The sequence below is a fragment of the Isoptericola sp. NPDC056605 genome (assembly GCF_042792795.1).
Lineage (GTDB): Bacteria > Actinomycetota > Actinomycetes > Actinomycetales > Cellulomonadaceae > Isoptericola.
Genome location: NZ_JBHTVT010000017.1, coordinates 83,952 through 109,322 on the forward strand (window position 1 = coordinate 83,952; position 25,371 = coordinate 109,322).

The 25,371-nt window shown below is 75.1% G+C and carries 28 protein-coding genes; 13 read left to right on the forward strand and 15 right to left on the reverse strand.

Going from position 1 to position 25,371, the window contains the following annotated elements; translation table 11 throughout:
* Window positions 1-214 precede the first annotated feature (214 nt).
* The 3 genes from ACFQ8Y_RS16605 (at window position 215) to secA (ending at window position 6,333) form a co-directional block, all read left to right on the forward strand.
* On the forward strand, window positions 215-1,465 hold the full coding sequence (locus ACFQ8Y_RS16605) for a winged helix-turn-helix domain-containing protein (protein WP_430586184.1): 1,251 nt from the start codon (window positions 215-217) through the stop codon (window positions 1,463-1,465).
* An 87-nt stretch (window positions 1,466-1,552) separates the two neighbouring features.
* Entirely contained in the window at window positions 1,553-3,157 is a 1,605-nt protein-coding gene (locus ACFQ8Y_RS16610; protein WP_430586185.1) for a cation:proton antiporter, read from the forward strand.
* 233 nt (window positions 3,158-3,390) lie between these two features.
* A complete protein-coding gene (secA, locus tag ACFQ8Y_RS16615) occupies window positions 3,391-6,333 on the forward strand; it encodes a preprotein translocase subunit SecA (RefSeq protein ID WP_430586186.1) in 2,943 nt (980 codons plus the stop codon).
* An 86-nt stretch (window positions 6,334-6,419) separates the two neighbouring features.
* Here secA and ACFQ8Y_RS16620 read toward each other — a convergent pair whose 3' ends face one another.
* Window positions 6,420-7,112: an Rv3235 family protein gene (locus ACFQ8Y_RS16620; protein WP_430586187.1), complete on the reverse strand. Its 693-nt coding sequence runs from the start codon at window positions 7,110-7,112 to the stop codon at window positions 6,420-6,422.
* A 45-nt stretch (window positions 7,113-7,157) separates the two neighbouring features.
* Window positions 7,158-8,021, reverse strand: a complete 864-nt coding sequence (locus tag ACFQ8Y_RS16625) for a LysM peptidoglycan-binding domain-containing protein (RefSeq protein WP_430586188.1) — start codon at window positions 8,019-8,021, stop codon at window positions 7,158-7,160.
* A gap of 158 nt (window positions 8,022-8,179) precedes the next feature.
* Between ACFQ8Y_RS16625 and ACFQ8Y_RS16630 the strand changes: the two genes are divergently transcribed.
* Complete coding sequence (locus tag ACFQ8Y_RS16630) at window positions 8,180-8,728, forward strand: hypothetical protein (RefSeq protein ID WP_430586189.1); 549 nt, start codon at window positions 8,180-8,182, stop codon at window positions 8,726-8,728.
* Window positions 8,729-8,755: 27 nt separating this feature from the next.
* On the opposite strand, the gene ACFQ8Y_RS16635 is transcribed toward ACFQ8Y_RS16630, so the two are convergent.
* Window positions 8,756-8,965 carry a helix-turn-helix domain-containing protein gene (locus ACFQ8Y_RS16635; protein WP_430549000.1) on the reverse strand — a complete coding sequence of 70 codons (210 nt, stop codon included), beginning with the start codon at window positions 8,963-8,965 and terminating at the stop codon, window positions 8,756-8,758.
* A 142-nt stretch (window positions 8,966-9,107) separates the two neighbouring features.
* On the opposite strand from ACFQ8Y_RS16635, the gene ACFQ8Y_RS16640 reads away from it, so the two are divergent.
* Genes ACFQ8Y_RS16640 through ACFQ8Y_RS16650 form a run of 3 tightly spaced genes read left to right on the forward strand, consistent with a single transcriptional unit; the run spans window position 9,108 to window position 11,683 of the window.
* A complete protein-coding gene (locus tag ACFQ8Y_RS16640) occupies window positions 9,108-9,764 on the forward strand; it encodes a hypothetical protein (protein ID WP_430586190.1) in 657 nt (218 codons plus the stop codon).
* Window positions 9,764-11,116, forward strand: coding sequence for a CpaE family protein (locus tag ACFQ8Y_RS16645; RefSeq protein ID WP_430586191.1), 1,353 nt, complete (start codon window positions 9,764-9,766; stop codon window positions 11,114-11,116). Before ACFQ8Y_RS16640 ends, ACFQ8Y_RS16645 begins: the two co-directional genes overlap by 1 nt.
* A 33-nt stretch (window positions 11,117-11,149) precedes the next feature.
* Window positions 11,150-11,683: a DUF6912 family protein gene (locus tag ACFQ8Y_RS16650; RefSeq protein WP_430549003.1), complete on the forward strand. Its 534-nt coding sequence runs from the start codon at window positions 11,150-11,152 to the stop codon at window positions 11,681-11,683.
* A gap of 25 nt (window positions 11,684-11,708) precedes the next feature.
* Here ACFQ8Y_RS16650 and hisN read toward each other — a convergent pair whose 3' ends face one another.
* The 8 genes from hisN to ACFQ8Y_RS16690 all read right to left on the reverse strand — a co-directional run bounded on the left by hisN (window position 11,709) and on the right by ACFQ8Y_RS16690 (window position 18,468).
* Complete coding sequence (gene hisN / locus ACFQ8Y_RS16655) at window positions 11,709-12,530, reverse strand: histidinol-phosphatase (RefSeq protein WP_430563945.1); 822 nt, start codon at window positions 12,528-12,530, stop codon at window positions 11,709-11,711.
* 64 nt (window positions 12,531-12,594) lie between these two features.
* Window positions 12,595-13,167, reverse strand: a complete 573-nt coding sequence (locus tag ACFQ8Y_RS16660) for a hydrolase (protein ID WP_430586192.1) — start codon at window positions 13,165-13,167, stop codon at window positions 12,595-12,597.
* Window positions 13,167-14,666, reverse strand: coding sequence for an MFS transporter (locus ACFQ8Y_RS16665; RefSeq protein ID WP_430586193.1), 1,500 nt, complete (start codon window positions 14,664-14,666; stop codon window positions 13,167-13,169). The genes ACFQ8Y_RS16660 and ACFQ8Y_RS16665 overlap by 1 nt, the downstream gene beginning before the upstream one ends.
* Window positions 14,663-15,160, reverse strand: coding sequence for a MarR family winged helix-turn-helix transcriptional regulator (locus tag ACFQ8Y_RS16670; RefSeq protein ID WP_430586194.1), 498 nt, complete (start codon window positions 15,158-15,160; stop codon window positions 14,663-14,665). The genes ACFQ8Y_RS16665 and ACFQ8Y_RS16670 overlap by 4 nt, the downstream gene beginning before the upstream one ends.
* Window positions 15,161-15,232: 72 nt before the next feature.
* Entirely contained in the window at window positions 15,233-16,270 is a 1,038-nt protein-coding gene (gene rsgA, locus ACFQ8Y_RS16675; protein ID WP_430549008.1) for a ribosome small subunit-dependent GTPase A, read from the reverse strand.
* Complete coding sequence (aroA, locus tag ACFQ8Y_RS16680) at window positions 16,270-17,652, reverse strand: 3-phosphoshikimate 1-carboxyvinyltransferase (protein WP_430586195.1); 1,383 nt, start codon at window positions 17,650-17,652, stop codon at window positions 16,270-16,272. The genes rsgA and aroA overlap by 1 nt, the downstream gene beginning before the upstream one ends.
* 73 nt (window positions 17,653-17,725) lie before the next feature.
* Window positions 17,726-18,259, reverse strand: coding sequence for a DoxX family membrane protein (locus ACFQ8Y_RS16685; RefSeq protein WP_430549010.1), 534 nt, complete (start codon window positions 18,257-18,259; stop codon window positions 17,726-17,728).
* Window positions 18,260-18,324: 65 nt separating this feature from the next.
* Window positions 18,325-18,468: a hypothetical protein gene (locus ACFQ8Y_RS16690; protein WP_430549011.1), complete on the reverse strand. Its 144-nt coding sequence runs from the start codon at window positions 18,466-18,468 to the stop codon at window positions 18,325-18,327.
* A gap of 94 nt (window positions 18,469-18,562) precedes the next feature.
* Here ACFQ8Y_RS16690 and ACFQ8Y_RS16695 point away from each other — a divergent pair, with 94 nt between their 5' ends.
* Window positions 18,563-19,528: a helix-turn-helix domain-containing protein gene (locus tag ACFQ8Y_RS16695; protein ID WP_430549012.1), complete on the forward strand. Its 966-nt coding sequence runs from the start codon at window positions 18,563-18,565 to the stop codon at window positions 19,526-19,528.
* A gap of 63 nt (window positions 19,529-19,591) precedes the next feature.
* Here ACFQ8Y_RS16695 and ACFQ8Y_RS16700 read toward each other — a convergent pair whose 3' ends face one another.
* Window positions 19,592-19,726 carry a hypothetical protein gene (locus ACFQ8Y_RS16700; RefSeq protein ID WP_430549013.1) on the reverse strand — a complete coding sequence of 45 codons (135 nt, stop codon included), beginning with the start codon at window positions 19,724-19,726 and terminating at the stop codon, window positions 19,592-19,594.
* A 64-nt stretch (window positions 19,727-19,790) separates the two neighbouring features.
* Between ACFQ8Y_RS16700 and ACFQ8Y_RS16705 the strand changes: the two genes are divergently transcribed.
* On the forward strand, window positions 19,791-20,471 hold the full coding sequence (locus tag ACFQ8Y_RS16705) for a sigma-70 family RNA polymerase sigma factor (protein ID WP_430549014.1): 681 nt from the start codon (window positions 19,791-19,793) through the stop codon (window positions 20,469-20,471).
* A complete protein-coding gene (gene rsrA, locus ACFQ8Y_RS16710; RefSeq protein ID WP_430549015.1) occupies window positions 20,468-20,749 on the forward strand; it encodes a mycothiol system anti-sigma-R factor in 282 nt (93 codons plus the stop codon). The genes ACFQ8Y_RS16705 and rsrA overlap by 4 nt, the downstream gene beginning before the upstream one ends.
* 110 nt (window positions 20,750-20,859) lie before the next feature.
* Here the strand turns inward: rsrA and ACFQ8Y_RS16715 are convergent, their stop codons facing one another.
* Entirely contained in the window at window positions 20,860-20,934 is a 75-nt protein-coding gene (locus tag ACFQ8Y_RS16715) for a 50S ribosomal protein bL37 (RefSeq protein ID WP_099052597.1), read from the reverse strand.
* Window positions 20,935-21,093: 159 nt separating this feature from the next.
* Between ACFQ8Y_RS16715 and ACFQ8Y_RS16720 the strand changes: the two genes are divergently transcribed.
* Window positions 21,094-21,894 carry a DUF4097 family beta strand repeat-containing protein gene (locus ACFQ8Y_RS16720; protein ID WP_430586196.1) on the forward strand — a complete coding sequence of 267 codons (801 nt, stop codon included), beginning with the start codon at window positions 21,094-21,096 and terminating at the stop codon, window positions 21,892-21,894.
* Between the two features lie 37 nt (window positions 21,895-21,931).
* On the forward strand, window positions 21,932-22,468 hold the full coding sequence (locus tag ACFQ8Y_RS16725) for a DUF664 domain-containing protein (protein ID WP_430586197.1): 537 nt from the start codon (window positions 21,932-21,934) through the stop codon (window positions 22,466-22,468).
* A gap of 30 nt (window positions 22,469-22,498) precedes the next feature.
* Here ACFQ8Y_RS16725 and ACFQ8Y_RS16730 read toward each other — a convergent pair whose 3' ends face one another.
* Window positions 22,499-23,101: a GDSL-type esterase/lipase family protein gene (locus ACFQ8Y_RS16730; RefSeq protein ID WP_430549018.1), complete on the reverse strand. Its 603-nt coding sequence runs from the start codon at window positions 23,099-23,101 to the stop codon at window positions 22,499-22,501.
* A 143-nt stretch (window positions 23,102-23,244) separates the two neighbouring features.
* Window positions 23,245-24,171, reverse strand: coding sequence for an aldose 1-epimerase family protein (locus ACFQ8Y_RS16735; RefSeq protein ID WP_430586198.1), 927 nt, complete (start codon window positions 24,169-24,171; stop codon window positions 23,245-23,247).
* Between the two features lie 143 nt (window positions 24,172-24,314).
* Between ACFQ8Y_RS16735 and ACFQ8Y_RS16740 the strand changes: the two genes are divergently transcribed.
* Window positions 24,315-25,310, forward strand: coding sequence for an aldo/keto reductase (locus ACFQ8Y_RS16740; protein ID WP_430549020.1), 996 nt, complete (start codon window positions 24,315-24,317; stop codon window positions 25,308-25,310).
* The last annotated feature ends 61 nt before the right edge of the window (window positions 25,311-25,371 follow it).

Consider the following 25,371-nt stretch of genomic DNA (forward strand, 5'->3'; position numbering starts at 1 on the left):
GCTTCTTCGCGGGGACGCGTTCACGGGCGCCAGGGCGCCCTCCCCTTCGGGAGGGATACGTCGCCGCGAAGAAGCCCTACCCGCCCTTTCTGCTCGCCTGCGGTCGTCGCGGGTCGCGCTCGTCGGGACGACGGTGGCGCCCGGGGGAATCACCGGGGCGGCGGGTCGAGCGCTTGGGTCGCCCGCTGTCGGTGGGGGTCGGCAGGATGGCCGGGTGGACTCCCTCTCGCTCGCGCAGGCCCGCCGTGTCGCCCTCGGCGCCCAGGGGCTGCACCGCGCCCGACCGGACCTGGCCGGCCCTGTGTCCGGAGCCGGCGGCGTGACGATGCGCCGGGCGATGGCGACCGTGGAGCAGCTGAACCTGCTGCAGATCGACTCCGTGAACGTGCTGGCGCGGGCGCACCTGATGCCGCTGTACTCGCGGCTCGGGCCGTACGACGTCGGGCTGCTGGACCGGGCGGCGGGGCGGGCGCCGCGCAGGATCGTGGAGACGTGGGCGCACGTGGCCTCGTTCGTGCCGGCCACGACGTACCCGCTGCTCGAGTGGCGGCGGCGCAACTATCTCGACGAGGCCTGGGGCACCATCGCCGGGGCGCCGCTGGCCCACGCCGCCGAGATGGACCTGGTGCGGCAGCTGGTCGCCGAGCGGGGACCGGTGACAGCCCGCGAGATCCACGACGAGCTGGTCGCCACGGGGCGGTCCGGCCCGCGCTCCCGCGAGGAGTGGGGCTGGAACTGGACGATGGCCAAGCGGTGCCTCGAGTTCCTGTTCTTCACCGGCGAGGTGATGGCCGCGCGACGCAACACCGCGTTCGAGCGCTGCTACGACCTGCCGGAGCGCGTGCTGCCGCCCGCGGTCCGCGCGGCGGGACCGGTGCCCGCGGACGAGGCGGTGCGGCGGCTGCTGGAGCTCGGCGCGCGGGCTCACGGCGTGGGCACGGTCCGCTGCTTCGCCGACTACTTCCGCCTGCGCGGCCCGGCCGTGCGCCGGGCCCGGGACGAGCTGGTCGAGGACGGCGTCCTCGTGCCGGTCGAGGTGCGCGGCTGGGACGAGCCCACCTACCGGCACCGGGACGCGCGCGTGCCTCGCCGGGCACAGGCGCGCACCCTGCTCAGCCCGTTCGACCCGCTCGTGTGGGAGCGGCGGCGGCTCGAGGCGCTCTTCGACGTGTTCTACCGGATCGAGATCTACGTGCCCGCTCCGCAGCGGGTGCTCGGGTACTACGTGCTGCCGTTCCTCGAGGGCGACGCGATCACGGCGTTCGTCGACCTCAAGGCCGACCGGCAGGCGGGCGTCCTGCGCGTCCAGGCGGTGCACCCCACCGCTCACGCCGGCCCCGACACCGCGGCGGCGCTGGGCGCCGAGCTGGCCGTGCTCGCGGGCTGGCTCGGGCTCGGGACGACGGCGGTCGCGCCGGTGGGCGAGCTCGCACCCGCGCTGGCCGGGGCCGTGCGCGCGGCATAGGGCGCCGGGCACCCTGCGCTCGTAGGATCGGCGCCACGACGTCGGGGAACCCGCGTCGGTCGGGACCGGAGAAGGTCAGGAGCGCAGATGGCCACGGCCGTGCTGTACCTCGCCGCGGCGCTGGTGGGCGGTCTGGCGGCGACGCTCCTGCGGCTGCCGCCGCTGGTCGGCTTCCTCGCCGCCGGGTTCGCGCTCGGGGCGGCCGGAGCCCCGGAGCTGCCCGGCCTGGAGACCGTCGCCGAGCTGGGCGTGGCGCTCCTGCTGTTCGCGATCGGGCTGAAGCTCGACGTCCGCTCGCTGCTGCGCCCGGAGATCTGGCTCACGACCGTGGCGCACCTGGTGCTGAGCGTCGCCGTCGCGGTCGGGTTCCTCGGCCTGCTCGCCGTCGTCGGGATCCGGCTGCTCGCCGACGAGTCGCTCGGCTCCCTGGCGCTCGTCGGGCTGGCGCTGTCGTTCTCCTCGACGGTCTTCGTCGTCAAGGTGCTCGAGGACCGTTCCGACACGACGGCGCTGTACGGGCGCATCGCCGTCGGCGTGCTCGTGGTCCAGGACGTCGTCGCGGTGGCGTTCCTCGCCGTCTCGACGGGGGAGCCGCCCAGCCCGTGGGCGCTCGCCGTCGTCGGCCTGATCCCCGGCGCCTGGGTGCTGCGCCGGGTCTGGGACCGGGCCGGGCACGGCGAGCTGCAGGCGCTGTTCGGCGCGTTCGTCGCCCTCGTGCCCGGCTTCTGGCTGTTCGATGCGGTCGGGCTGTCGGGCGACCTGGGAGCGCTCGTCATGGGTGCGCTGCTCGCCGGGCACCCGCGGGCCACCGAGCTCTCCCGCTCCCTGCTCACGGTCAAGGACCTCGCTCTCGTCGCGTTCTTCCTGCAGATCGGGCTGCACGGGATGCCCGCCCCGGTCGACCTGGCGCTCGCCGGCCTCCTGCTCCTGCTCCTGCCCCTCCAGGCGGCCGGCTACGCCGTGCTGCTGTGGCTGATGCGGCTGCGTCGCCGCACCTCGTTCCTCGCCGGGCTCGCCCTCGGCAACTTCTCGGAGTTCGGCATCATCGTCGTCGCGTTCGGCGCGACGGCGGGCCTCCTCGACGAGGAGTGGACGGTGATCGTGTCCCTGGCGGTCGCGGCGAGCTTCGTCGTCTCGGCGATCGTCAACCGGCGCGGGGTGGAGCTCGCCGCCCGGCTCACCGGGCTCCTGCCGCGCCGGGACGTCGACAAGCTGCACCCCGACGACCGGCCCGTCGACATCGGCCGGGCCGACGCCGTCGTCCTCGGCCTGGGGCGGGTGGGCTCCGCCACGTACCGGCGGCTGCGCGACGTGCACGGCCTGTCGGTCATGGGGGTCGAGCACGACCGCACGCGGGTCGCGGCGCTCCGCGACGAAGGGATCGCCGTCGTCCCCGCGGACGCCACGGACTCCGAGTTCTGGGCCCGGGTGAAGCGGGCCGGTCAGGTGCGTCTCGCCGTGCTCGCGATGCCGTTCCACAAGGCGAACCTCATCGCCCTGGCCCGGCTGCGCGCGGTGGGCTTCGCCGGCCGGGTGGCGGCGATCGCCCGCTACGACGAGGACGCCGCCGAGCTGCGCCGGCACGGCGCGGACGCCGTCTTCCACCTGTACGGCGCGGCGGGCGCCGAGCTCGCCGACCGCGCCGCCGCCGATCTCGCCCCCGGCCAGGGCCGCGACCACGAGACGCTGTGACCGGGCTCCTGGCCCCGTGCACGCGGCGAGTCGGGGCCAAACGCCCGCTCACGGCGCCGGAGCGGTTTCGTCCGTCGCGAACCCGTGCCGGACTCCCAGGCGATCGGCCTAGGATGGCACGGGTGTGACCCAGGCGACGGCGCGGGCGTGCGATCCCGACCGCCCCTCGTCGCCCGTCGTCGCGCCGCACGGTCCCGGCCATCCCCGGGGCGCCACCGACCCTGGAGTACTGCGTGCCTGCGATCCTCGAGAAGGTCCTCCGTCTTGGCGAGGGCCGGATTGTCAAGAAGCTCAACAGCCTGGCCCAGCAGGTCAACCGGCTCGAGCCCAGCTTCGAGGAGCTGAGCGACGCCGAGCTGCACGAGGAGACCGACCGCTTCAAGGAGCGCCTCGAGCACGGCACCACGCTCGACGAGCTGCTCCCCGAGGCGTTCGCCGCGGTGCGCGAGGCCGCGCGCCGCACCCTCGGCCAGCGGCACTTCGACGTGCAGCTCATGGGCGGCGCCGCCCTGCACCTCGGCAACATCGCCGAGATGAAGACCGGTGAGGGCAAGACGCTCGTCGCCACGACCGCCGCCTACCTCAACGCCCTCGAGGGCAAGGGCGTGCACGTCGTCACGACCAACGACTTCCTCGCGAAGTACCAGGGCGACCTCATGGGCCGCGTCTACCGCTTCCTCGGCATGACGACGGGCGTCATCGTCTCGGGTCAGACGCCGGAGGAGCGCCGCAGGCAGTACGCGGCCGACATCACCTACGGCACCAACAACGAGTTCGGCTTCGACTACCTGCGCGACAACATGGCCTGGTCGCCCGACGACCTGGTGCAGCGCGGCCACCACTTCGCCATCGTCGACGAGGTGGACTCGATCCTCATCGACGAGGCCCGCACGCCGCTCATCATCTCCGGCCCCGCCTCCGGGGACGCGAACCGCTGGTACACCGAGTTCGCGAAGGTCGTGCGCCGCCTCGAGGTCGAGAAGGACTACGAGGTCGACGAGAAGAAGAAGACCGTCGGCGTGCTCGAGCCCGGCATCGAGAAGATCGAGGACTACCTCGGCATCGACAACCTCTACGAGTCGCTGAACACCCCGCTGATCGGCTTCCTCAACAACGCCATCAAGGCGAAGGAGCTGTTCAAGCGGGACAAGGACTACGTCGTGCTCAACGGCGAGGTCATGATCGTCGACGAGCACACCGGCCGCATCCTCGCCGGGCGCCGCTACAACGAGGGCATGCACCAGGCCATCGAGGCCAAGGAGGGCGTGCAGATCAAGGCGGAGAACCAGACGCTCGCCACGATCACGCTGCAGAACTACTTCCGCCTCTACGACAAGCTGTCCGGCATGACCGGTACGGCCGAGACCGAGGCCGCCGAGTTCCAGGGCACCTACAAGCTGGGCGTCGTGCCGATCCCCACCAACCGGCCCATGATCCGCATGGACCAGGCGGACCTCGTCTACAAGAACGAGGACGGCAAGTTCAACGCCGTCGTCGAGGACATCGTCGAGCGCCACGCGAAGGGCCAGCCGGTGCTGGTCGGCACCACGAGCGTCGAGAAGTCCGAGCTGCTGTCGGGCCTGCTCAAGCGGGCGGGCGTGCCGCACAGCGTCCTGAACGCCAAGGAGCACGAGCGCGAGGCGTCCGTCGTCGCGCAGGCCGGTCGCAAGGGCGCCGTCACCGTCGCCACCAACATGGCCGGCCGCGGCACCGACATCATGCTCGGCGGCAACGCCGAGTTCCTCGCCGTCTCCGAGATGGCCCAGCGCGGTCTCGACGCCGGGGAGGACCCGGAGGCCTACGAGGCGGCCTGGCCGGACGTGCTCGAGAAGGCCAAGCAGGCGGTGGCCTCGGAGCACGAGGAGGTCACCGAGCTCGGTGGGCTCTACGTGCTCGGCACGGAGCGGCACGAGTCGCGCCGCATCGACAACCAGCTGCGCGGTCGTTCCGGCCGTCAGGGCGACCCTGGCGAGTCGCGGTTCTACCTGTCCATGCAGGACGACCTCATGCGCCTGTTCAACTCGGGGCTCGCGTCCTCGATGATGGACCGCGCCGGCTTCCCCGACGACATGCCGCTCGAGTCGAAGATGGTCACGCGCGGCATCCAGAGCGCGCAGTCGCAGGTCGAGGCCCGCAACTTCGAGATCCGCAAGAACGTCCTCAAGTATGACGACGTCCTGTCGCGGCAGCGCTCGGTCATCTACGCGGAGCGCAAGCGGGTGCTCGAGGGCGAGGACCTCGAGGACCAGGTGCAGCACTTCCTCACGGACGTCGTCACCGCGTACGTGGACGGCGCGACCGCCGAGGGCAACCCCGAGGCATGGGACCTGGACGCGCTGTGGACCGCGCTCAAGTCGGTGTACCCGGTGTCGATCACGCCGGAGGACGTCGTCGAGGAGGCGGGCGGCGTCGGCCGGCTGACGCACGAGCTGATCCTCGAGGAGCTGCTCTCGGACGCCCGCGTGGCGTACGAGGCGCGCGAGGAGTCCCTCGGCGGGCCCGCGATGCGCCAGCTCGAGCGCCGCGTCGTGCTCTCGGTGCTCGACCGCAAGTGGCGCGAGCACCTCTACGAGATGGACTACCTCAAGGAGGGCATCGGCCTGCGCGCGATGGCGCAGCGCGACCCCTTGATCGAGTACCAGCGCGAGGGCTTCCAGCTGTTCCAGGCGATGACGGAGTCCATCAAGGAGGAGTCGGTCGGGTTCCTGTTCAACCTCGACGTGCAGGTGCAGCAGCCCGGCGCCCAGGGTGCTCCCGGCGCCCCGGTGATCTCCGCGGCCAGCGCTGCGGCGGCGGCGCAGTCCGACGCGGGCCAGGTCGTGGCGGGCGGGACGGCGCCGGCCGCCGAGGCCGCCCCGGTCTCCGAGCCCGCGGCCCCGGCCGAGCCCGAGCCGGCCGCGGCGGAGCCTGCTCCCGCGACGGCGGAGGAGCCCGTGCTCCTGGCCAAGGGGCTCGACGCCCCGGCGCCGCAGCGCCTGTCCTACTCGTCGCCGAGCGAGGACGGCTCGACCACGACGACGGGCGCTCCCACGCGCCGCTCGCGCCGCGAGCTGCACGGGGAGGCCACGGCGGCCACCAGCGACGGCCGGACCTTCCCCGGCACGCCGCGCAACGCCCAGTGCCCCTGCGGCTCCGGGAAGAAGTACAAGGTCTGCCACGGCGTCAACGAGGAGTGACGACGACTCCCTGAGCGACGCCACGACGCCGGAGCCCCGACCCGCACCCGCGGTCCGGGGCTCCGGCGTTCTCCCGTCCGCGCCGGTCAGCCGATCTCGAGGACGGCGACGCGCCAGGCGCCTCGGCGCGCCTCCAGCCGGACGGCCGCGGCACGCACCCGCCCGTCGTCGTCCAGGACGACGGTCGCCTCGGCCACGTCGTCACCCAGGCGGACCAGCCGGACGCGCCGCACCTGGACGGGCCGGTGGTGCGCCGCGTCCCGCAGCGGGGCGTGGGCCAGGCCGATCCGGGCGCGCTCGGCCAGCTGGTCGCGCACCTGCGGCGTGACCCAACGGGCGAGCTGCGCCGCCGGCCGCTCCCCGCGCAGGACCTCGACCGCGGCGCGCACGACCGTGCAGCACTGCGCCGTCGGGTCGGGCAGCGGCGCGGGCGCGGCCTCCCGCAGCGGCCTCGCCGTGAGGTCCTGGTCGTCGTCAGGGTCGCGCCGCACGCCCGGGGTGCCGACCCGCACCCGCCGCGTCCGCGGCGCCGGCCGGGTGCTCGCCTCGGGATAGCCCGCCGGGCCGGCCGGTCGCGGCGGGGCCGACACCCGCAGCGCCCGCCGGGTGGGGGCGCCGTCGTCCTGCGCCGTGGTGACATCGTGCCGGTCCGCCTCGGTGCCCGGTCCGGTGCCGGGCGTCGCCGTCGTGCCCTCCGGCGCCGTGCCGGGGGCGGGGGTGCCCTGCTCCGGGGAAGCCTCCGTCGCCGGCGTGGTCGGCGCGGTCGTCGTCGCGGTCATGGTGCCCTCCGGTGGGTGGTGCGGGAGTCGTGGGACGTCGGGTCGTCAGGCCGGGGCGTGCAGGATCTGGCCGGGCAGGAGGTGGTCGGGGTCGGCGCCGATGACGTCGCGGTTCTCGGTGTGCCACCGCGTCACCTCGCGGAGGATCTCCGCGTCGGTGGGGGAGCCGCCCAGCGCCTCGGTCGCGATGCCCCACAGGGTGTCGCCGCGGAGCACCACGCGGACCGGCTCGTCGTCGTCCGCGTCGTCGTTCGCGTCGTCGTCGGCATCCTGGGCGGCATCCTGGGCGGCATGGTGCGCGACCGGGGCGGCAGCGACCTCTTCGACGAGCACGTCCTCCTCAGGAGCCGCCGCCGGCGCCGGCATCTCCGCCGGGCGTTCGACGGCCTCGTCGGTCGGTGCGCCGGTCGGTGCGTCGGCCGGTGCCTCGCCCTCCGAGGCGGTGGACCGCCAGCCGAGGTCGAGGGCGACCGACGAGGCCTCGGGGGTCGGGCCGGTGGGCTGGACGTCGGCGGCGAGGGCCGCGGTCGGGGCGAGCGTGAGCCCTGCGCCGACGCCGACGCCGACGGCGGTCCGGACGAGGCGGCGGACGGCCGCGGGTGCGAGCCGCTCGACGGCGGCCTCGCCGGCACGCCAGCGGCGGCCCAGCAGAGACGCGGCGACGCAGGCCAGGGCGACCGCGCCGCTCAGGGCGAGCCAGGCGGCGGCGAGCAGCCCGGCGGCGAGGACGGCGAGCTCGACCCAGCGGTCGACGGTGATGCCGGCGGCGGCGGTGGACGTCCGCGGGACGACGGCGGCCGTGCGCAGCACCAGGGCGGCGCCCACGGCCGCGGCCGTGGCCGTGAGGACGGCGAGCCGGCCGAGCCCACCTGGTCGTGAGATCCGGTCGTGAGGGGTGCTGCCGGACATCGAGGTCTCCTTCGTCCCTCCGCTATCGTCTCGGATCGTTCCCGGTGATGTCATTTGATAGCGGTTGATGTGTTCTGGTGGTGGATATTGAAGCGGACTGGTGCCGGGTCTGTCTACCCGGGCATCCTGTGGGCATCGACCCCGACGAGAGGAGCCTCATGACATCCGCGGGTCCGGCCAGGTGGGAGCTGCTCTTCGCGGACCTCGAGGCGCGCTTCGACGCCGAGCAGGCGGCCGAGCGGGAGGGCACGGTCGCCGAGCTCACCCGGGCCGAGCAGGCCTCGATCCCGCTGGCCGACCGGCTGCGTGCCGCGACGGGTTCCGTGCTGCGGCTCGAGCTCCTCGACGGCGAGGGCGTCGAGGGACGGCTCGCCCGCGTCGCGCACGCGTGGCTGCTCCTCGACGGGAGCGGCGCCCGCGGCCGGGTGCAGCACCTGGTGCCGCTGGCCGCGCTCGCCTCGGTCGTCGGCCTGGGCCGGCTCGCGACGCCGTCACGGGCGCGGACCGACGGTCTCGGTCTGGGTCACGTGCTCCGGGGGTTGCAGCGCGACCGTGCCCGGGTGCTGGTCCGCACCGCGGGCGGGTCGGTCACCGGGCGGATCGGGCGCGTGGGCGCCGACCACCTCGACGTCGAGGAGACGGAGCGGGCGCGGCCGGTCGTGCGGACGGTGCCGTTCGGGGCCCTGCTGCGCGTCAGCGAGGCCTGAGGCCGCCGGGGGAGCCCGGCGGGGGCGTCAGAGGTCGCCCGACGCGATCCGCTCGCGCGTGCGGGCGTACTGGTGCTCGATGTACTCCTCGAGCTTGCTCGCCTCGACCCGCCACACCTTCTTGGGGCCCACCTGGATGGCGGGCAGCTCGCCCGAGCGCACGAGCGAGTAGGCCTGGGTGCTGGAGATGCTGAGCATCTCCTGCACGTCCGCGAGGGAGAGGAACCGGTTGGCCATACGGGCAATTCTGGCACAGCGGTCAGGCGTGATGACGGCGGTTGTCCACAGTGGTTGCCGAAAGCATGCGAGGGGTCCCTGATGATAGGTTCCGGCGCGACGCTGCGCCGAGGCCGCGTCCAGTCGACCCCGGAGGACGTCCGTGAGCACCGACCCCTTGCCGGCACCCGTGGCTGCGCGTCTGCGCCGCCCCACCTGGCGCGACCCCCGGCTGGTCGCCGGCGTCGTGATCGTCGCCGCGTCCGTGGCCCTCGGCTCGTGGGCGGTCTCCTCCGCGGGCCGCACGGTGCCCGTCTACGCGGCCGACGGCACCCTGACGCCGGGCGAGACCGTCGACGTGGCGCGGCTGCGCACGGTCGACGTCCGGATCGACGCGGGGAGCGAGCTGTACCTGCGTGCCGACGAGGAGCTGCCGGAGCAGGTCGTCGCGTTGCGGGTGGTCGACGACGGCGAGCTCGTCGCCCGGTCGGCCCTCGGCGACGCCGCGGACGTCGACGTGCGCTCCGTCTCCGTGCCCGTCGACCAGGCCATGTCGTCCCGCGTGAAGGCGGGGTCCGCCGTCGACCTCTGGTCGACGCCCGAGGCGCCCGCCGGTGCCGACGCGGCGGCCGAGGAGCCGGCGCCGCTCGTCGAGGGCGTCGTCGTCGAGCAGGTCGACGAGGCGGGGGCCGGGCTCGTCGTCGCGGACGGCGCCACCCTGCACGTGCTCGTGCCCTCGGACGACCTGCCCGTCGTCCTCCGTGCGCTGGCGGTCCCTGGCAGCGTGACCGTGGTGCCGCAGGCCGGGGCCGGCGTCTGATGGCGGGAGTCACCGTCCTGTGCGCGGTGCGCGGCGCGGCGGAGACCGACGTCGTCCTCGCCCTGGGCGGCCCGGGCTCGGGGGTCACCGTCACCCGTCGGTGCGGCGACGTGGCCGAGCTCCTCGCGGCGGCCGCGGCGGGCGCGGGCGCCGTCGCACTGGTCTCCGGCGACCTGCCCGGCCTGGACCGGGAGGCGGTCGGCCGGCTGCACGCCGCGGGCGTCCGCGTGGTCGCGCTCGGTGACGACGTCGCGCCGGCGCCCAGGCTGCACGCGCTGGGCGTGGACGCCGTCGTCGAGCGGTACGACGAGGCGCTCCTGCTCGCCGCGGTCCGGGACGCGGCGCCGGTGCCCGCCGCCGCGTCGGCGCCCGGCGCGCCCGACCTCCTGGTGCTGGGCCGCGCGGCGGACGTCGACGACCCGCTCGCCGCGGAGGAGGTGCGCGGGCTCGAGGACGCCGTCGCGGACGACGCCGCGCCCCGCCGCGGGCGCGTCGTCGCGGTCTGGGGCCCCGTCGGCGCGCCGGGACGGACGACGACGGCGATCGAGCTCGCGGCCGTGCTCGGCGGCCTGTCCGGCGGGCGCCGGCGCCACGGTCGTGCCCGGCGCGAGGCGGCATCGGCGGGCACCGAGCACGCGCTGGTCGTGGACGCCGACACGTACGGCGCGTCGGTGGCGGCCCGGCTGGGCCTGCTCGACGACGCCCCGGGGCTCGCGGCGGTCGCCCGCGCCGCGGCGCACGGGTCGCTCGACCTGCCGACGCTGGCCCGGCACAGCCCGGTCGTCGGCGGCCGGCTCCGGGTGCTGACCGGGATCACCCGCGCCGCCCGGTGGCCCGAGCTGCCGGCCAGCGCCGTCGAGGTGGTCCTCGAGCGGGCGCGCGAGCTCGCCGACTGGACCGTCGTCGACTGCGGGCCGCTCCTGGAGGCCGACGAGCTGCTGATGTACGACACCCACGCGCCGCAGCGCAACGGCGCGACGCTCGCGGCGCTTCAGGCGGCGGACGTCGTCGTGGTGGTCGGCGCCGCCGACCCGGTGGGCGTCCAGCGCCTCGTGCGCGGGCTCGAGGACCTGCGCGACGTGCCCGTGCCCGTCTCGGGGGAGCGCGTGGTCGTCGCGAACCGCGTGCGCGCGTCGGCGGCCGGCTCGCGCCCGGAGGCGGCGGTGCGGGACGCGCTGGCGCGCTACGCCGGGGTGGACGACGTGCACCTGGTCCCGGACGACCCCGCCGGCCTGGACGCCGCGCTGCTGGCGGGTCGCACGCTCGCGGAGGAGGCTCCCGGCTCGTCGGTGACCGTGGCGTTCGAGGGGCTGGCCCAGCGGGTGCGGGCGACCGTCGCCGCGGAGGTGTGAGCACCGGGCTGCCGCTCGCGGCAGACTGTGCGCATGCGCATCTACGTTCCCGCCACCCTGGACGAGCTCGAGGGCGCCGCGGTCGCGGCTGCCGGGGCGCGGTGGGACGTCCCCGCCCGCCGCGCGCACGCGGTGACGCCCGCCCTCGCCGGTGAGCTGCCCGACGAGGACGACGAGAGCCGGGAGTACGAGGCCTTCCTCGCCGCGGCGGACGACTCGCTGGCCCTCGTGGCCGCCCGCCGCGCCGCCGTGCCGCTCCGTGTCGTCGTCTCGCTGGACGTCCCGGACGCCGAGGTCACGGTGGCCGACGGTGCCGACGAGCCCAGCGCCGTCGACGTCGCCGCCCTGACCGGCGTGGTCGTCGTCGCGGTCCACGTCGACGAGCCCGAGGCGGCCGAGGACGTGCGCGCGGTGCTCGCCGCTGCTGACGAGGAGCACGACGCCGAGCGCACGGGCGGCGCGGGCGCGACGTCCGAGGAGGCGCTGGACGCGGCACTCCAGCGCGTCACCGACCGCGACCTGCTCTGGTACGACCCGACCGAGATCCCTCAGATCCCGCGCGCCTGAATGCTCTCGGCGACGACGGAACGGGTCAGCCGAGGTAGACGAGCGTCTCGTCGTGGAGCCTGCCGTTGGTGGCCAGCGCGTTGCCGTGCCACGGCCCCGGGGCGCCGTCGAGCGCGGTGAAGCGGCCGCCGGCCTCGGTGACGATGGGCACGAGGGCGGCCATGTCGTAGACCTCGAGCTCGGGCTCGGCGGCGATGTCGGCGGCGCCCTCGGCGACGAGCATGTACGACCAGAAGTCGCCGTAGCCGCGGGTGCGCCACACCTGGCGGGTGAGGTCGAGGAAGCCGTTGAGCTTGCCGTGCTCCTCCCACCCGGACAGGGACGAGTAGGAGAACGAGGCGTCGGCGAGCGTGCTCACGCCGGACACCGACATCCGCGACGCCGACGCGAGCGACTTCCCGGTCCAGGCGCCCGAGCCCTTCGCCGCCCACCAGCGGCGGCCGATCGCCGGCGCCGAGACGAGGCCCATCACGACCTCCTCGCCGTCGGCCAGCGCGATGAGGGTGGCCCACACGGGGACGCCCCGCACGAAGTTCTTGGTGCCGTCGATCGGGTCGATGATCCAGCGCCGAGCGCCGCTGCCGGCCGAGCCGTACTCCTCGCCCACGATCGCGTCCCGCGTGCGCGCCCGGTGGAGCTGGGCGCGGATGAACTCCTCGGCGGAGCGGTCGGCGTCCGAGACCGGCGTGTCGTCGGGCTTCTTCTCGACGTGCAGGTCCACGGCCTTGAAGCGGGACATCGTGATCGCGTCCACCTGGTCGGCGATCACGTGGGCCAGGCGCAGGTCGTCCTCGTACGTGCGCGCGGGCCCGCTGGTCGGGCTGGGAGACGGCTGGGTGTACGACACGCCTCACACGGTAGCGGTACGCCGCGGCCCCCGGGCCCCGGCGCGCGGGGGTGGGACAGAGAGGTCAGCCGCCCAGCAGGGCGAGCAGCTCGGCGGTCGTGCCGCACTCGCCCAGCCGGGGGAAGAGCCGCCCGACGCTGTGCTCGTGGTCCTCGGCCGCTCGGTCGGCCATCGCGTCGGTGACGAGGGAGACGTGGTACCCGTGCTCGTGGGCGGCGCGGGCCGTGGACTCGACGCCGATGCTCGTCGCGATGCCGGTCAGCACGACCTGCGTCACGCCGCGGCGGCGCAGCTGCAGGTCGAGGTCGGTGCCGTAGAAGGCGCCCCAGTTCCGCTTGGCCACGACGACGTCGGATGCCGCGGCGTGCAGCTCGGGGGCGAGGACGTCCCAGCCGTCGGGCCGCGCTCCGCCGCGCGGGGCGTCGGTGCGGCCGGGCACGGCGTCCGCGCCGTCGGGGGCGGCGGTGACGCGCACGAGGACGACGGGCAGGTCGCGGGCGCGGAAGGCGTCGGCGAGCTCGACGCTGCGGGCGAGGACGGCGTCGGCGGCGTGCGGTGCGGTCGGCGCGGCCAGGATGCCGGCCTGCAGGTCGACGACGACGAGCGCGGTGCGGGGGTCGAGGGAGGTGAAGGTCATCAGCGGTTCTCTCCGGGTACGGGTACGGGTGCGGGAACAGGTGCGGGCACGGTGCGGGCGGTCGCGGGGCGACGGCGCAGGGAGCGGTCGACGAGCGTCAGGGCGGCGACCGCGACGGCGCAGGTCGCCATCGCGAGGGCGAGGTCGTGCAGGCCCGCCGTCGTGGGGCCGTCGGCGTAGAGGGCGGCGATGGCCGCCGTGGACACCAGCGCGCCGAGGTACATGAACGTGCGCAGCAGCCCGGACGCGGCGCCGACGGTCGCGGCGTCGGCCTGACGGGCGAGCGCCTTCTGGTGCGCGAGCCCGGCCAGGCCCTGCATGCCGCCGATGCCGACGCCGGCGAGGACGAGCAGCCACGTCGGGCTCTCGGGCCGCACGACGGCGAGGATCGCGCCGCCGAGCAGCAGCGACACCGACCCGACGAGCAGGGCCGTGCGCACGGGGGCACGGCGCCCGGTCGCCGACGCGACCGCGACCGCGACGACCGACGTCGGCAGCATCAGCAGCCCCGCGGCGGCCTCGCTCAGGCCGCGGCCCTGCTCGAGCCACTGCACGTAGCCGAACATGAACGCGTACGTCGCGGTGGCGGTGAGCAGGGCGCGGGCGTACGTGAGCAGCAGCGGCCGGTTCCCGGCGAGCAGCCGCAGGTCGATGAACGGACGGCGGGCGCGCAGCTCGTGCCGCGCGAACCAGGCGCCCGTCACGACGGTGGCGGCGAGCACCCACCAGGGGGTGGCCCCGACGAGGACGAGCATCAGGCTGGTGAGCGCGGCCGCGAAGAGCAGCACGCCGAGGACGTCGAGGCGCGCGGCGAGGCGCGGGAGGTCGTCCGGCGTGCCGTCCCGCATGTCGTCGGGGGTGCGGTCGGTGGCGGTCGTGCGCGGCAGCCGCAGGCCGCCCAGCACGAGGCACGCGACCGCGAGCGGCACGTTGACCAGGAAGATCGCCCGCCAGCCCCCGACGCCGACGAGCAGCCCGCCGAGCGTCGGGCCGACGATCATCGTCACCTGGTTCGTGACGGCGAGGATCGTGAGCACCGCCGCGACGCCGCGGTCCTCGCCGGAGCGGTCGGTGGCGCGCCGCACGAGCCACATCGCCGCCGGGTAGGCGGCGCAGGTGCCGATGCCGAGCAGCGCGCGGGCCAGCACGAGCATGCCGAGCGAGGGGGCCAGCGCGCCGAGCAGCCCGGCGACGCCGACGAGCGCGGCTCCGACCAGGTACGGGCGCCGGGGGCCGACGAGGTCGACCACCCGCCCGACGACGGGCTGGCCCACCGCCGTGACGAGGTAGAGCGCGGTGACGAGCCAGACCGTCTGCGCGGCGGGGGCGCCGAACGCGAGCCCGATGGGCACCAGCGCCACCGCGATCATCGACGAGTTGATCGGGTTGAGCAGCGAGCCGAGCGCCAGCGCCGGGGTGAGGCGCCGGTCGTAGCCGGTCGGGACGCCGGCGAGCGGGGCGTCCCGGCGGGCGGCGGGGTGACGGTGGAGCAGGCTCACGGCCGGTCGGCCTCGTCGGCCTGCTCGTCGGCCTGCGCAGGGTCGAGCAGCGTCCGGTCGAGGATCGCGAGGGCCTCGGTCACGGTGGCCAGCTCCTCGGCGGTGAGGCGCTCGCCCAGGGCTCGCGCCAGCCACTCCTGCCCCGCCTCGCGCCGGCCCTCGACGAACGCGCGGCCGTCGTCGCTGAGCGAGATCACCTGGCGGCGGCCGTCGTCGGGGTCGGGGTCCCGGCGCACGAGGCCGCGCTCGGCGACGACGCCGAGGGTGGCACCGAGGGACTGGGGCCGGACCCGCTCGGCCGCGGCGAGCGCGCCGGGCGACGCCGGTCCGTGCTTGGCGAGGCGGGAGAGCAGCGACGTCTGCGACGGCGTGAGCTCCCGGTTGTCGCTCAGCTCGAGGAAACGGCGGCGCAGCCGCCCGACGAGCGAGCGCAGCTCGCGCGCGGCCGCGGCGGCGCCGGCGACGGGCGTCACGGGATCGGGGGAGGAGGGCACCGCTCCACGGTAGGACTCGTCAGTCCAGACTGACAAGTTGTGCCTGACGAATCGTGGGAACCAGGCGATGGATCAGTCGGCGGAGTGGCGCGCGGTCAGCAGGCGCCGGAACGACGCGACGCGGGCTTCGCGCGCCGGGCGCTCGTCGTCGGACGACGCGGCGAGCCAGTCGTCGAGCGCGCAGTCTGGGGCGTCCGCGAGGTGGGTGCAGCCGCGCGGGCACTCCTCGGCGACCTCGGCGAGGTCCTCGAACGCCTGCAGCAGGTGGTCCGTCTCGACGTGCGCGAGCCCGAACGACCGGACGCCCGGGGTGTCGACCACCCAGCCGTCGTGGTCGCCGTCGTGCCCGACCGGCAGCCGCAGCGCGACCGCCGACGTGGACGTGTGCCGGCCCCGGCCGGTGACGTCGTTGACGACGCCGGTGGCGCGGTCGGCGTCGGGCACCAGCGCGTTGATGAGCGTCGACTTGCCGACGCCGGAGTGTCCCACGAGCACCGACGTCCGCCCGGCCAGGCGCTCGCGGACCGCTTCGACGCTCGCGGGGTCGTCCCGATGCGTGACGACGACGTCGACGCCGATGGGGGTGTACAGGTCCCGCAGGGGGGCGGGGTCCGCGAGGTCGGCCTTGGTGAGGCACAGCAGCACGTCCATGCCGGCGTCGTACGCGGCGACGACGCAGCGGTCGATCATGCCGGTGCGCGGCTCGGGCTGGGCGAGCGCGGTGACCACGACCAGCTGGTCGGCGTTCGCCACCACGATCCGCTCGTAGGGGTCGGTGTCGTCGGCCGTGCGCCGCAGCACCGACGACCGGTCCTGGATCCGCACGATCCGCGCGAGCGTGCCCTCGTCGCCCGACGTGTCGCCGACGACGTCCACGCGGTCGCCCACGACGACACGGGTGCGCGTGAGCTCGCGCGCCTTCATCGCGAGGACGGTGCGCTCGTCGGCGGTGCCGTCGTCGACCACGAGGGTGTACCGGCCGCGGTCGACGCCGGTCACCATCCCGACCTCGGCGTCGGCGTGCTCGGGGCGCTGCTTGGTGCGGGGCCGTGAGCCGCGCTTCGAGGGCCGCGCGTACTGCGCGTGCTCGTCGACGGCGCGGCGGGCCATCAGGCCTCGCCCTCGGTGACGGGCCGGGTGACGGGCCCGGTGGCGGCGCCGACCCCCAGCATCCGCTCCCACATCCCGTCGAAGCCGGGCAGGGTCTTGGCCGTGGTGCCGACGTTCTCCACCCGCACGCCCGGCACCCGCAGGCCCAGGACGGCGGCCGACGTCGCCATGCGGTGGTCGGCGTAGGTGCGGAACAGGCCGCCGTGCAGCGGCCGCGGCGTGATGACCAGCCCGTCGCGCGTCTCCTCGGCCTGCCCGCCGAGCCGGGTGATCTCGGTCGCGAGAGCCGCCAGGCGGTCGGTCTCATGACCGCGCAGGTGCGCGATGCCGCGCAGGCGGCTGGGGGAGTCGGCGAGCGCGGCGAGGACGGCGAAGGTCGGGGCGAGCTCGCCCGCGGCGTGCAGGTCCAGGTCGGCTCCGCGGACCTCGCCCGTGCCGGTGACGGTCAGGGCGTCGCCGTCGAGGCGGGCCTGCGCCCCGAGCCGGGCGAACAGGTCCGGGAGCAGCGCGCCCGGCTGGGTGGTCACCGTGGGCCAGCCCGGCACGCGGACGCTGCCGCCGCCCACGACCGCGGCGGCCAGGAACGGCGCCGCGTTGGACAGGTCCGGCTCGACCCGCACGTCGCGCGCGGCGACCGGGCCGGGGGTGACCTGCCAGATGCCGTCGCGCGAGTCGTCCACCTCCACGCCGACGTCGCGCAGGGTGGCCACGGTCATCGCGATGTGCGGGAGGCTCGGGAGGGTGGTGCCGATGTGCCGCAGCGTGAGGCCGCGCTCGAAGCGGGCGCCGGCGAGGAGCAGGGCCGAGACGAATTGGGACGACGCCGACGCGTCGACGTCGACGGCGCCGCCCGCCACCCGGCCCGTGCCGTGCACGGTGAACGGCAGGTGGGTCGGCGTCCCGCCGTCGGGGGAGGTGACACGCACGCCCAGGCTGCCCAGCGCCGCGAGCACCGGCAGCATCGGCCGCACCCGTGCCTCGGGGTCGCCGTCGAAGCGGACCGGGCCGTCGGCCAGCGCCGCGACCGGGGGAAGGAACCGCATCACCGTGCCCGCCAGCCCGGTGTCGACGTCCACGTCGCCGCGCAGCGGGCCCGGGGTGACGTGCAGGGTGCTCGGGTCCTCGCCCTCGTCGATGCCGGCGCCCAGGGCGCGCAGCGCTCCGATCATGAGGTCGGCGTCGCGCGAGCGCAGCGCCCCGCGCAGGGTGCCCGCGCCGTCGGCGAGCGCGGCCAGCACGAGCAGGCGGTTCGTCAGCGACTTGCTGCCCGGCACCTCGACCGTCGCGTCCAGCGGGCCTGTCGCGACCGGTGCCGCCCAGCCGTCAGCCCCCGGGTCGGGGGCGGCGGGCGGGGCGGCGTGCGGCGGGACGGCGGAGGTCATGGCTCCGAGGCTAGTTCACGGGACGTCTCCGGAGCGGCGCGTCTCGCGGCCCGCCGCGCCTGCCGCCGGAAGGTCAGACCGCCTCGGCGACCTTGGCGCGCAGCTTCTGGGCCTCGGCCTTCGTCGTGGCCTTGACGGCCTCGGCCTTCGCCTCCGCGAGGCGGGTGGCGTGCTCGCGCGCCTGCTGCACGCGGTAGGTCACGCCCGGCCGGCCCTCGAGGTCCACGCCCGCGATGACGGCGGCGCCGACCTTGCCGAGGTCCTTGACGAAGGCCGCGGTGCGCAGGCTGCGCTCGGCGCCCTTGCTGGTGAACGGCTGGTGGGCGACGGCGAGCGGCGCGGTGAGCGCGGCCAGCGCGAGCGCGGCGGTGCGAGGCGTGCGGCCGACGGCGAGCAGGACGCCGGCCGCGGCGGTCACGGCGCCGTGCGCCCGTACCAGGAACCCGAGCTGGCGGTCGCCGAGCGGCTCGGCGCCGACCGCGTCCGTGACGAGCCGGGAGCCCTCGCGGGCGGCGTCCACGTGCTCGGCCGGGTGCAGCACGGCCTGGATCCCGTCGTAGACGAACGGGGCGGCCAGGAGGGGTCGGGCGATACGGCGCAGCAGCATGGGCCCACTGTGGCAGAGCAGACCCGCGCTTGCGCGGCGACCGGCGGGCGCGGCGCGGCCGTGCGTCAGGCGGGCGCGTCCTCCCACCAGTCGTGGTGGGAGCGTGGGGGGCGGCGGGTGCCGAGGCCGTCTCGGCGGACCGTCCGGACGAGGCGGGCGGCGTAGGCGGCCAGGAGCAGGGCGGCGAGGACGAGGATCAGTGCGGTCATGGCAGTAATCCTTCGCGCGTTGCGGTCCTGCCACGAGTGGCAGAAGTGCCAGCATGCGTCGACATCCAGCCATCGACGTGGCAGCATGGGCGACATGATCCGCAAGGTCGCCGCCGTCGTCGTCCCCGGCGTCGCGCCGTTCGAGCTCGGGGTCGCGTACGAGGTGTTCGGCATCGACCGTCGCGACACGGGCGGCCCGTCGTTCGACTTCACGCTCTGCGCACCCGTGCCCGGACCCGTGATGACCAAGGGCGGCTTCCCCGTCGTCGTGGAGCACGGCCTCGAGGCGCTCGACGACGCCGATCTCGTCGTCGCCGTCGCCTACGGCATCGACGACGACGGCGAGGAGGTCCTCCCGCAGGCCTACCTCGACGCGCTCCGGGCCGCCCACGACCGCGGCGCCTGGCTGTTCGCCATCTGCTCCGGCGCGTTCGCGCTCGCGCGGGCGGGGCTGCTCGACGGGCGGCGGTGCACCACGCACTGGATGTACACGGAGCGGCTCGCGGCCGAGGTCCCGACGGCCGACGTCGACCCCGGCGCGCTGTACGTCGAGGACGGGCGCGTGCTCACCAGCGCCGGCACCGCGGCGGGGATCGACGCCGCGCTGCACCTCGTGCGGACCGAGGTCGGCGCGGACGCCGCCCGCGCGGTCGCGCGGCGCATGGTGGTGCCGCCGCAGCGCGAGGGCGGCCAGGCGCAGTTCGTCGTGGACCCGCTCCCGCGCGACGGCGAGTCGCTCGCCGGCCTGCTCGCCTGGATGCGGGAGCACCTCGCCGAGGAGCACACCGTGCCCCGGCTGGCTCGCCGGGCCGCGCTGTCCGAGCGCACCTTCGCGCGCCGCTTCCGGCAGGAGACGGGCACGACGCCGGCCGCCTGGCTCGCGCGGCAGCGGGTCGCCCGGGCGCAGGAGCTGCTCGAGTCGACCGAGGCGCCCGTCGACGAGATCGCGCGACTGGTCGGCTTCGGCAGCGCGCCCGTGCTGCGGCACCACTTCGCCCGCCAGCTCGGCACCAGCCCGGTCTCCTACCGCCGCCGGTTCGCCGCACCGCTGGCGTCCTGACGCGGCTCCCGACCGGGGCGCCGACGGGCGTCCGCCTGGGAATGCGGAGCCCCCTTCCGCGGTTCACACCGACGTGAGCACCCGTACCTCGACGACGGCGACCGCCGTCCCCGCAGCCGGACGCGCGTCCGTGCGGCTGTTCGCCGTCCCGGCCGACGCCCTGACGGCGAACGCGGACGACGCGGTGGTCGGCCCCACGACAGACCTGCACACCCCGTGGATCGGAGGACCCCGCCCAGTGGCTGGACTAGGCTCGTCGGTGATGACCCAGGACCTTGGCCCGGCGAGCGGCGACGCGCCGCACGGGAGCACCCCGGACGGCGAGGAGATCCCCGAGGACACGGAGCGTGCCCCCGAGGGCGAGAGCAGCGCGGCCCGGGCCGAGCGCTTCGAGCGTGACGCCCTGCAGTACCTGGACCAGCTCTACTCCGCCGCCCTGCGCATGACGCGCAACCCCGCGGACGCCGAGGACCTGGTGCAGGAGACGTTCGCGAAGGCGTTCGCCGCCTTCCACCAGTACAAGCCCGGCACGAACCTCAAGGCCTGGCTGTACCGCATCCTCACGAACACGTTCATCAACAGCTATCGCAAGAAGCAGCGCGAGCCGCAGCAGTCCCAGGCGGAGGACGTCGAGGACTGGCAGATCGCCCGCGCCGCGTCGCACACGTCGCAGGGGCTGCGGTCGGCCGAGGCCGAGGCGCTCGACCGGCTCCCGGACTCCGACGTGAAGCGCGCGCTGCAGGAGCTGCCCGAGGACCGGCGCATGGTCGTCTACTACGCCGACGTCGAGGGCTTCCCCTACAAGGAGATCGCCGAGATCATGGGTACGCCGATCGGGACGGTGATGTCCCGGCTGCACCGCGGACGCCGGCAGCTGCGTGAGCTGCTCGCCGACTACGCCGCTCAGCGTGGCCTGGTCCCGGCTCGTGGAGGAGCGTCATGACCGACCCCGTCACCCCCATCCCGCACGACCGGGCCGAAGGGGAGAACGAGTGCGAGCACGCGCTCGTGCACCTGAACGAGTACCTCGACTCGGAGATGACGCCCGAGGACGAGCAGCGGATGCGCGCGCACGTCGCGCACTGCTCGCCGTGCCTCGCCGAGCTGAGCGTCGAGGAGCTCGTCAAGCAGCTCGTCCGTCGCTCGTGCGCGGAGCGCGCCCCGGAGACCCTCCGCGTGCGCATCCACGCCCAGCTGACGGTGATGTCCACCGCCGAGTAGGCCTCACGCCGGTAGTACGACATTCGCCGAGGTAGTTCCGGCAGGAGCCGTGGCCACGGGCCACGCGTCCACCGGAGCTACCTCGGCGAATGTCGTACTACCTCGGCGCGTCAGGCGTTGGGACGCTTGCCGTGGTTGGCGGCGTTGCCCTTGCGGCTACGACGCTTGCGACCGCGCTTGCTCATGGTGGTCTCCTCACGAAAGATGGACGAGGGGTCGGGTCCCATGGTCCCACACCCGAGGCCCGGGGTCGGAATCCGGGGCATCCCCGATCCGCACGGCCTCGGGCTCTGCCAGGGTGGTACCCGTCCCCAGCACACAGCCCGAGCATCACAGGGAGCCTCATGAGCACGGAGTCGTGGGCGGTCGCCGCCCCGCAGACCATCGACGTCGAGCAGGTCACGGGGGTGACGCTGCGCCTGCAGGACGGGCGCGCCGACGTCGTCGCCGACCCGGCCTCGACGGGGGTCCGGATCGAGCTGCTCGAGGTGGGCGCCAAGCCGGTCCAGGTCGTGCGCGACGGGGACCGGCTGCGCGTGGGCTACGAGAGCTCGGTGCTCGACTCCGTGTGGGCGAAGCTGCGCAACCCGCGTCAGAGCGAGCGTGCCGTCGTGCGCGTCGTCGTCCCGGCGGACGGGGCGGTCGACGTCGGCACCCTCGGTGCGGACGTCGAGGTGACCGGGGGCCGCAAGGTCGCGGTGAAGACCGTGACCGGCGCCGTGCGCACGACCGGGACCACCGGCCCGATGTCGCTCAAGACCGTCTCGGGCGCGCTGTCGGCCGAGGAGCACACCGGGGACGTGACGGCGAGCAGCGCGGCCGGGTCGATCGCCCTTGCCGGTGCGCTCGCGCGGGTCTCCCTGAACACCGTGTCCGGGGCCGCGACGGTCACCGCCACCCAGGCGAGCCCGCTGATCACGGCCAAGACGGTCTCGGGCGCGATCGACCTGCGGCTCCCGGCCGGCAGCCCGGTGAACCTCAAGGTGCGCGGGGCGTCCGGCCAGGTCGTGCTCGACGGCTCGGTGCTGCCGAGCGCCGGCGCGACCCTGGTCGTCGACCACGGCGAGCAGCCCGCCGACGGCCGCAGCGCCGCCTACCTGTCCGCGACGGTGACGTCCGCGCACGTCACCGTCGACCGCCGCTGACCGTCGCCCGCCCGGGGCGCCGAGGAGGAGGAGCACGATGACCGCACCGTCGGAACCGTCCGCACCCCACGTCGCCCTGCTGACCGACGCCTTCGGGCGGATCGCCGGGACGGTGCACCGCGTGCTCCGCGGGGCCACGGCGGAACAGCTGACGTACCGCCCCGACCCGGAGGCGAACACAGTCGCGTGGCTCGTGTGGCACCTGACGCGGGTGCAGGACGACCACGTCGCGGACGTCGCCGGCACCGAGCAGCGGTGGACGGCGGGCGGCTGGGCCGCGAAGCTCGCGCTGCCGTTCGACGTCACGGACACGGGTTACGGCCACACCCCCGAGCAGGTCGCGGCCGTGCGCGCCGACGCCGCGCTGCTGCGGGGCTACCTCGACGACGTGCACGCCGCCACGACGGCGTACCTGGGGACCGTGACGGCCGAGGACCTGGAGCGCGTGGTCGACACCCGCTGGGACCCGCCCGTCACGCTCGCGGTGCGGCTCGTCAGCGTCGTCGGCGACGACCTGCAGCACGTCGGCCAGGCCGCGTACGTGCGCGGCCTGGCCGAGCGGGCAGGCGTCTGACGGTCGCCGGCGGTCGCTCGCCGGCACGTCTCACTCGTCGGCGGGCAGCCCCAGCCACGCGTGCCAGCCGGTGTGCAGCACGAGCCACGCCATGAGGCCGTAGCCCGCCTGCCCCGGGTAGGTCGAGCCGTTGGTCGCGAGGTCCGCCAGCCACTGCTCGTGCTGCGCCAGCGGCGTGTACGTGTCGACGTACGGTACGCGGCGCCGGTTGGCGACGTCGGAGAACGCGGCCGAGAGGTCCGCGATGCGTCCGCCGTCCTCCGGCCGCCCCGGCGGCGGCCCGACGACGAACGCCGGGATCCGGCTCGTCTCGGCCACGTCGAGGATGTTCGCGAGGTTGAGCCGCGACCGCGCCACCGACAGCGACGAGTCGACGTCGTGCCGGCCGAGGGCCACGACGAGGCGGTTCTCGCACGTGTCCTCCGGGCCGAAGCGCGACTCCGTCTCCGCCTGCCAGCGGGCGCCGAGCGCCGAGCTGGTCTCCCCGGGCACGGCGAGGGTGAACGCCATCGCCGGCCGCCCGAAGCGGGTCCGGGCCATGACGCGCCCCGTCCACCCCAGGGCGCGGGCGTCCCCGACGCCCACGCTGAGCTCGTCGCCCACGACGCAGATGCGCACCTCGGTCTGGGTCACTGAGCCCTCACCGTCCAAGTCCTGTCTCGCAGTTGCGCGGCCATTGTCGCCGCCCGCCCGGCCGCGTCGCAGGATCCCACGCCGCGCGGCTCCCCGAGTAGTCAGGACCACAGCGGGGGAGGCGTACCTGCGGCCCCGACGGGTCAGAGCAGCGTGGCACCCCAGCGCACGACGTGCTCGTCGCCCGGGGCGAGGTGGACGAGGTGCTCGCCGGTGTTGAACGCGTCGGCGACGCAGCTCATCGGCTCGGCGGCGAGGCCGAACCGCTCGTAGCCGGTGATGTGGTCGGCCGAGCAGACCTGCCAGCAGTCCATGGACCCGTCCATCCAGATCGCGGCGGTGCTCCCGTCGGGGCGGCCGAGCCGCGCCCACGACAGCCCGGCGTCGTCGCGGGTGGCACCCGTCCACGCGTCGTCGAGGTCCAGGCCGGCGAGCGACCGCGTGGTGCGCAGGTCGTACCGGCCGGCGACGGGCTCGGTGCCCGTGGGCAGCAGCCGGTCGTCGACGGTGACGTGCGTCGTGGCGTCCAGGCTGACCGTGCAGTCGTCCAGCGTGGCGCCGCCGGTGGACAGCCACGGGTGGAAGCCGACGCCGTACGGCGCGGTCCCGGTGCCGACGTTGCGCGCGCTGACCACGACCTCCAGGCCGGCGTCGGACACGGCGTACCGGGTGCGGAGCACGAGCTGGAACGGCCAGCCCTTCTGTGCGGGAAGGGCGAGCTCGAGCGTCACCGCGTCGTCGGCCACCTCGACGGGCGTCCAGCGGTACCAGCACACCAGGCCGTGCAGCGCCGTCCCGCGGTCGGGTTCGCTCACGGCCACCTGGTGCAGGATGCCGTCGGTCGTGTAGGCGCCGTCGCGCAGGCGGTTCGGCCACGGGGCGAGGACCGCGGCGTTGAAGACGGGGGCCGCCTCGTCCTCGGCGAACGGCACGAACACGTCGCGGCCGGCGACGGTGTACTCGCGCACCATCGCCCCGACCTCGGTGACGGTGGCCCGGTGCTCGCCGGAGGAGATGCGGAACTGCCGGCCCGACGGGGCGGGGACGGCGGGGGAGTCAGCGGTGTTCACGCTCACACCGTAGTCGGCACGCCGGATCGGTGCGGGCGTCGTAGCGTAGGGGAGCCAGATATCTGACGAGACGTCTCCTCGCGCGCGCGAGGGGTCCGCGCCGAGGGTCCGGGGGGCCCGGGGCGCCACCGAACGGGGGAACGATGGAGAAACAGGTGCTCGGCCGCACCGGTCGCATGGTGTCGGTCGTCGGCCTGGGAACCTGGCAGCTGGGGGCGGACTGGGGGACGGTCGACGACGACCAGGCCCGGTCGGTGCTGGATGCCGCGTTCGAGTCCGGCGTGACGTTCTTCGACACCGCCGACGTCTACGGCGACGGCCGCAGCGAGCAGGCGCTGGGCGCCTTCCTCGCCGACCACCGCGACGACGGGATCACGGTGGCCACGAAGATGGGGCGCCGGATGGACCAGGTGCCGGAGAACTACGTCCTGTCGAACTTCCGCGAGTGGACCGACCGGTCGCGCCGGAACCTCGGCGTGGAGACCCTCGACCTCGTGCAGCTGCACTGCCCGCCGACCTCCGTCTACTCCGACGACGAGGTGTACGACGCGCTGGACACACTCGTCGCCGAGGGCGTGACGGCGGCCTACGGCGTCTCCGTGGAGACCGTCGACGAGGCGCTCACCGCCATCGCGCGCCCCGGTGTCGCCACCGTGCAGATCATCCTCAACGCGTTCCGGCTCAAGCCGCTGGAGCAGGTGCTGCCCGCGGCCTCCGCGGCGGGCGTGGGCATCATCGCGCGGGTGCCGCTCGCCTCGGGCCTCCTGTCGGGTCGGTACACCCACGAGACCACGTTCTCGGAGGACGACCACCGCACGTTCAACCGCGAGGGCAAGGCCTTCGACGTCGGCGAGACGTTCTCCGGCGTGCCGTTCGACGTCGGCGTCGACGCGGCCGCCCGTTTCACGGAGCTCGCCGGGTCCGCCCTGAGCCAGGACCTCACGCCCGCGCAGGCGGCCATCGCCTGGGTGTGGCAGCAGCCCGGCGTCTCCACGGTCATCCCGGGCGCGCGCAGCGCCGAGCAGGCGCGGCTCAACGCCGCGGCCGGCGACGCCGGCGTGCTCGGCCCGCTCTTCACGTCCGGCGTGCGCGAGATCTACGACGAGTCGATCAAGGAGCACGTGCACGACAAGTGGTGAGGCCGAGGAAGTACTGATCTCGCCGAGGTAGTCCGAAGGGCGGGCCGCATCAGATGCGGCC

Bases quoted from the DNA above. Each gene is read 5' to 3' on its own strand.
- ACFQ8Y_RS16645 (WP_430586191.1), top strand. From the start codon at position 9,764: ATGGCGGGAGTCACCGTCCTGTGCGCGGTGCGCGGCGCGGCGGAGACC.
- ACFQ8Y_RS16660 (WP_430586192.1), bottom strand. From the start codon at position 13,167: ATGACCTTCACCTCCCTCGACCCCCGCACCGCGCTCGTCGTCGTCGAC.
- rsrA (WP_430549015.1), top strand. From the start codon at position 20,468: ATGACCGACCCCGTCACCCCCATCCCGCACGACCGGGCCGAAGGGGAG.
- ACFQ8Y_RS16650 (WP_430549003.1), top strand. From the start codon at position 11,150: ATGCGCATCTACGTTCCCGCCACCCTGGACGAGCTCGAGGGCGCCGCG.
- rsgA (WP_430549008.1), bottom strand. From the start codon at position 16,270: ATGGCCCGCCGCGCCGTCGACGAGCACGCGCAGTACGCGCGGCCCTCG.
- aroA (WP_430586195.1), bottom strand. From the start codon at position 17,652: ATGACCTCCGCCGTCCCGCCGCACGCCGCCCCGCCCGCCGCCCCCGAC.
- ACFQ8Y_RS16630 (WP_430586189.1), top strand. From the start codon at position 8,180: ATGACATCCGCGGGTCCGGCCAGGTGGGAGCTGCTCTTCGCGGACCTC.
- ACFQ8Y_RS16725 (WP_430586197.1), top strand. From the start codon at position 21,932: ATGACCGCACCGTCGGAACCGTCCGCACCCCACGTCGCCCTGCTGACC.
- ACFQ8Y_RS16720 (WP_430586196.1), top strand. From the start codon at position 21,094: ATGAGCACGGAGTCGTGGGCGGTCGCCGCCCCGCAGACCATCGACGTC.
- ACFQ8Y_RS16625 (WP_430586188.1), bottom strand. From the start codon at position 8,021: ATGTCCGGCAGCACCCCTCACGACCGGATCTCACGACCAGGTGGGCTC.
- ACFQ8Y_RS16610 (WP_430586185.1), top strand. From the start codon at position 1,553: ATGGCCACGGCCGTGCTGTACCTCGCCGCGGCGCTGGTGGGCGGTCTG.
- ACFQ8Y_RS16620 (WP_430586187.1), bottom strand. From the start codon at position 7,112: ATGACCGCGACGACGACCGCGCCGACCACGCCGGCGACGGAGGCTTCC.
- ACFQ8Y_RS16705 (WP_430549014.1), top strand. From the start codon at position 19,791: ATGACCCAGGACCTTGGCCCGGCGAGCGGCGACGCGCCGCACGGGAGC.
- ACFQ8Y_RS16695 (WP_430549012.1), top strand. From the start codon at position 18,563: ATGATCCGCAAGGTCGCCGCCGTCGTCGTCCCCGGCGTCGCGCCGTTC.
- ACFQ8Y_RS16740 (WP_430549020.1), top strand. From the start codon at position 24,315: ATGGAGAAACAGGTGCTCGGCCGCACCGGTCGCATGGTGTCGGTCGTC.
- ACFQ8Y_RS16635 (WP_430549000.1), bottom strand. From the start codon at position 8,965: ATGGCCAACCGGTTCCTCTCCCTCGCGGACGTGCAGGAGATGCTCAGC.
- ACFQ8Y_RS16685 (WP_430549010.1), bottom strand. From the start codon at position 18,259: ATGCTGCTGCGCCGTATCGCCCGACCCCTCCTGGCCGCCCCGTTCGTC.
- ACFQ8Y_RS16690 (WP_430549011.1), bottom strand. From the start codon at position 18,468: ATGACCGCACTGATCCTCGTCCTCGCCGCCCTGCTCCTGGCCGCCTAC.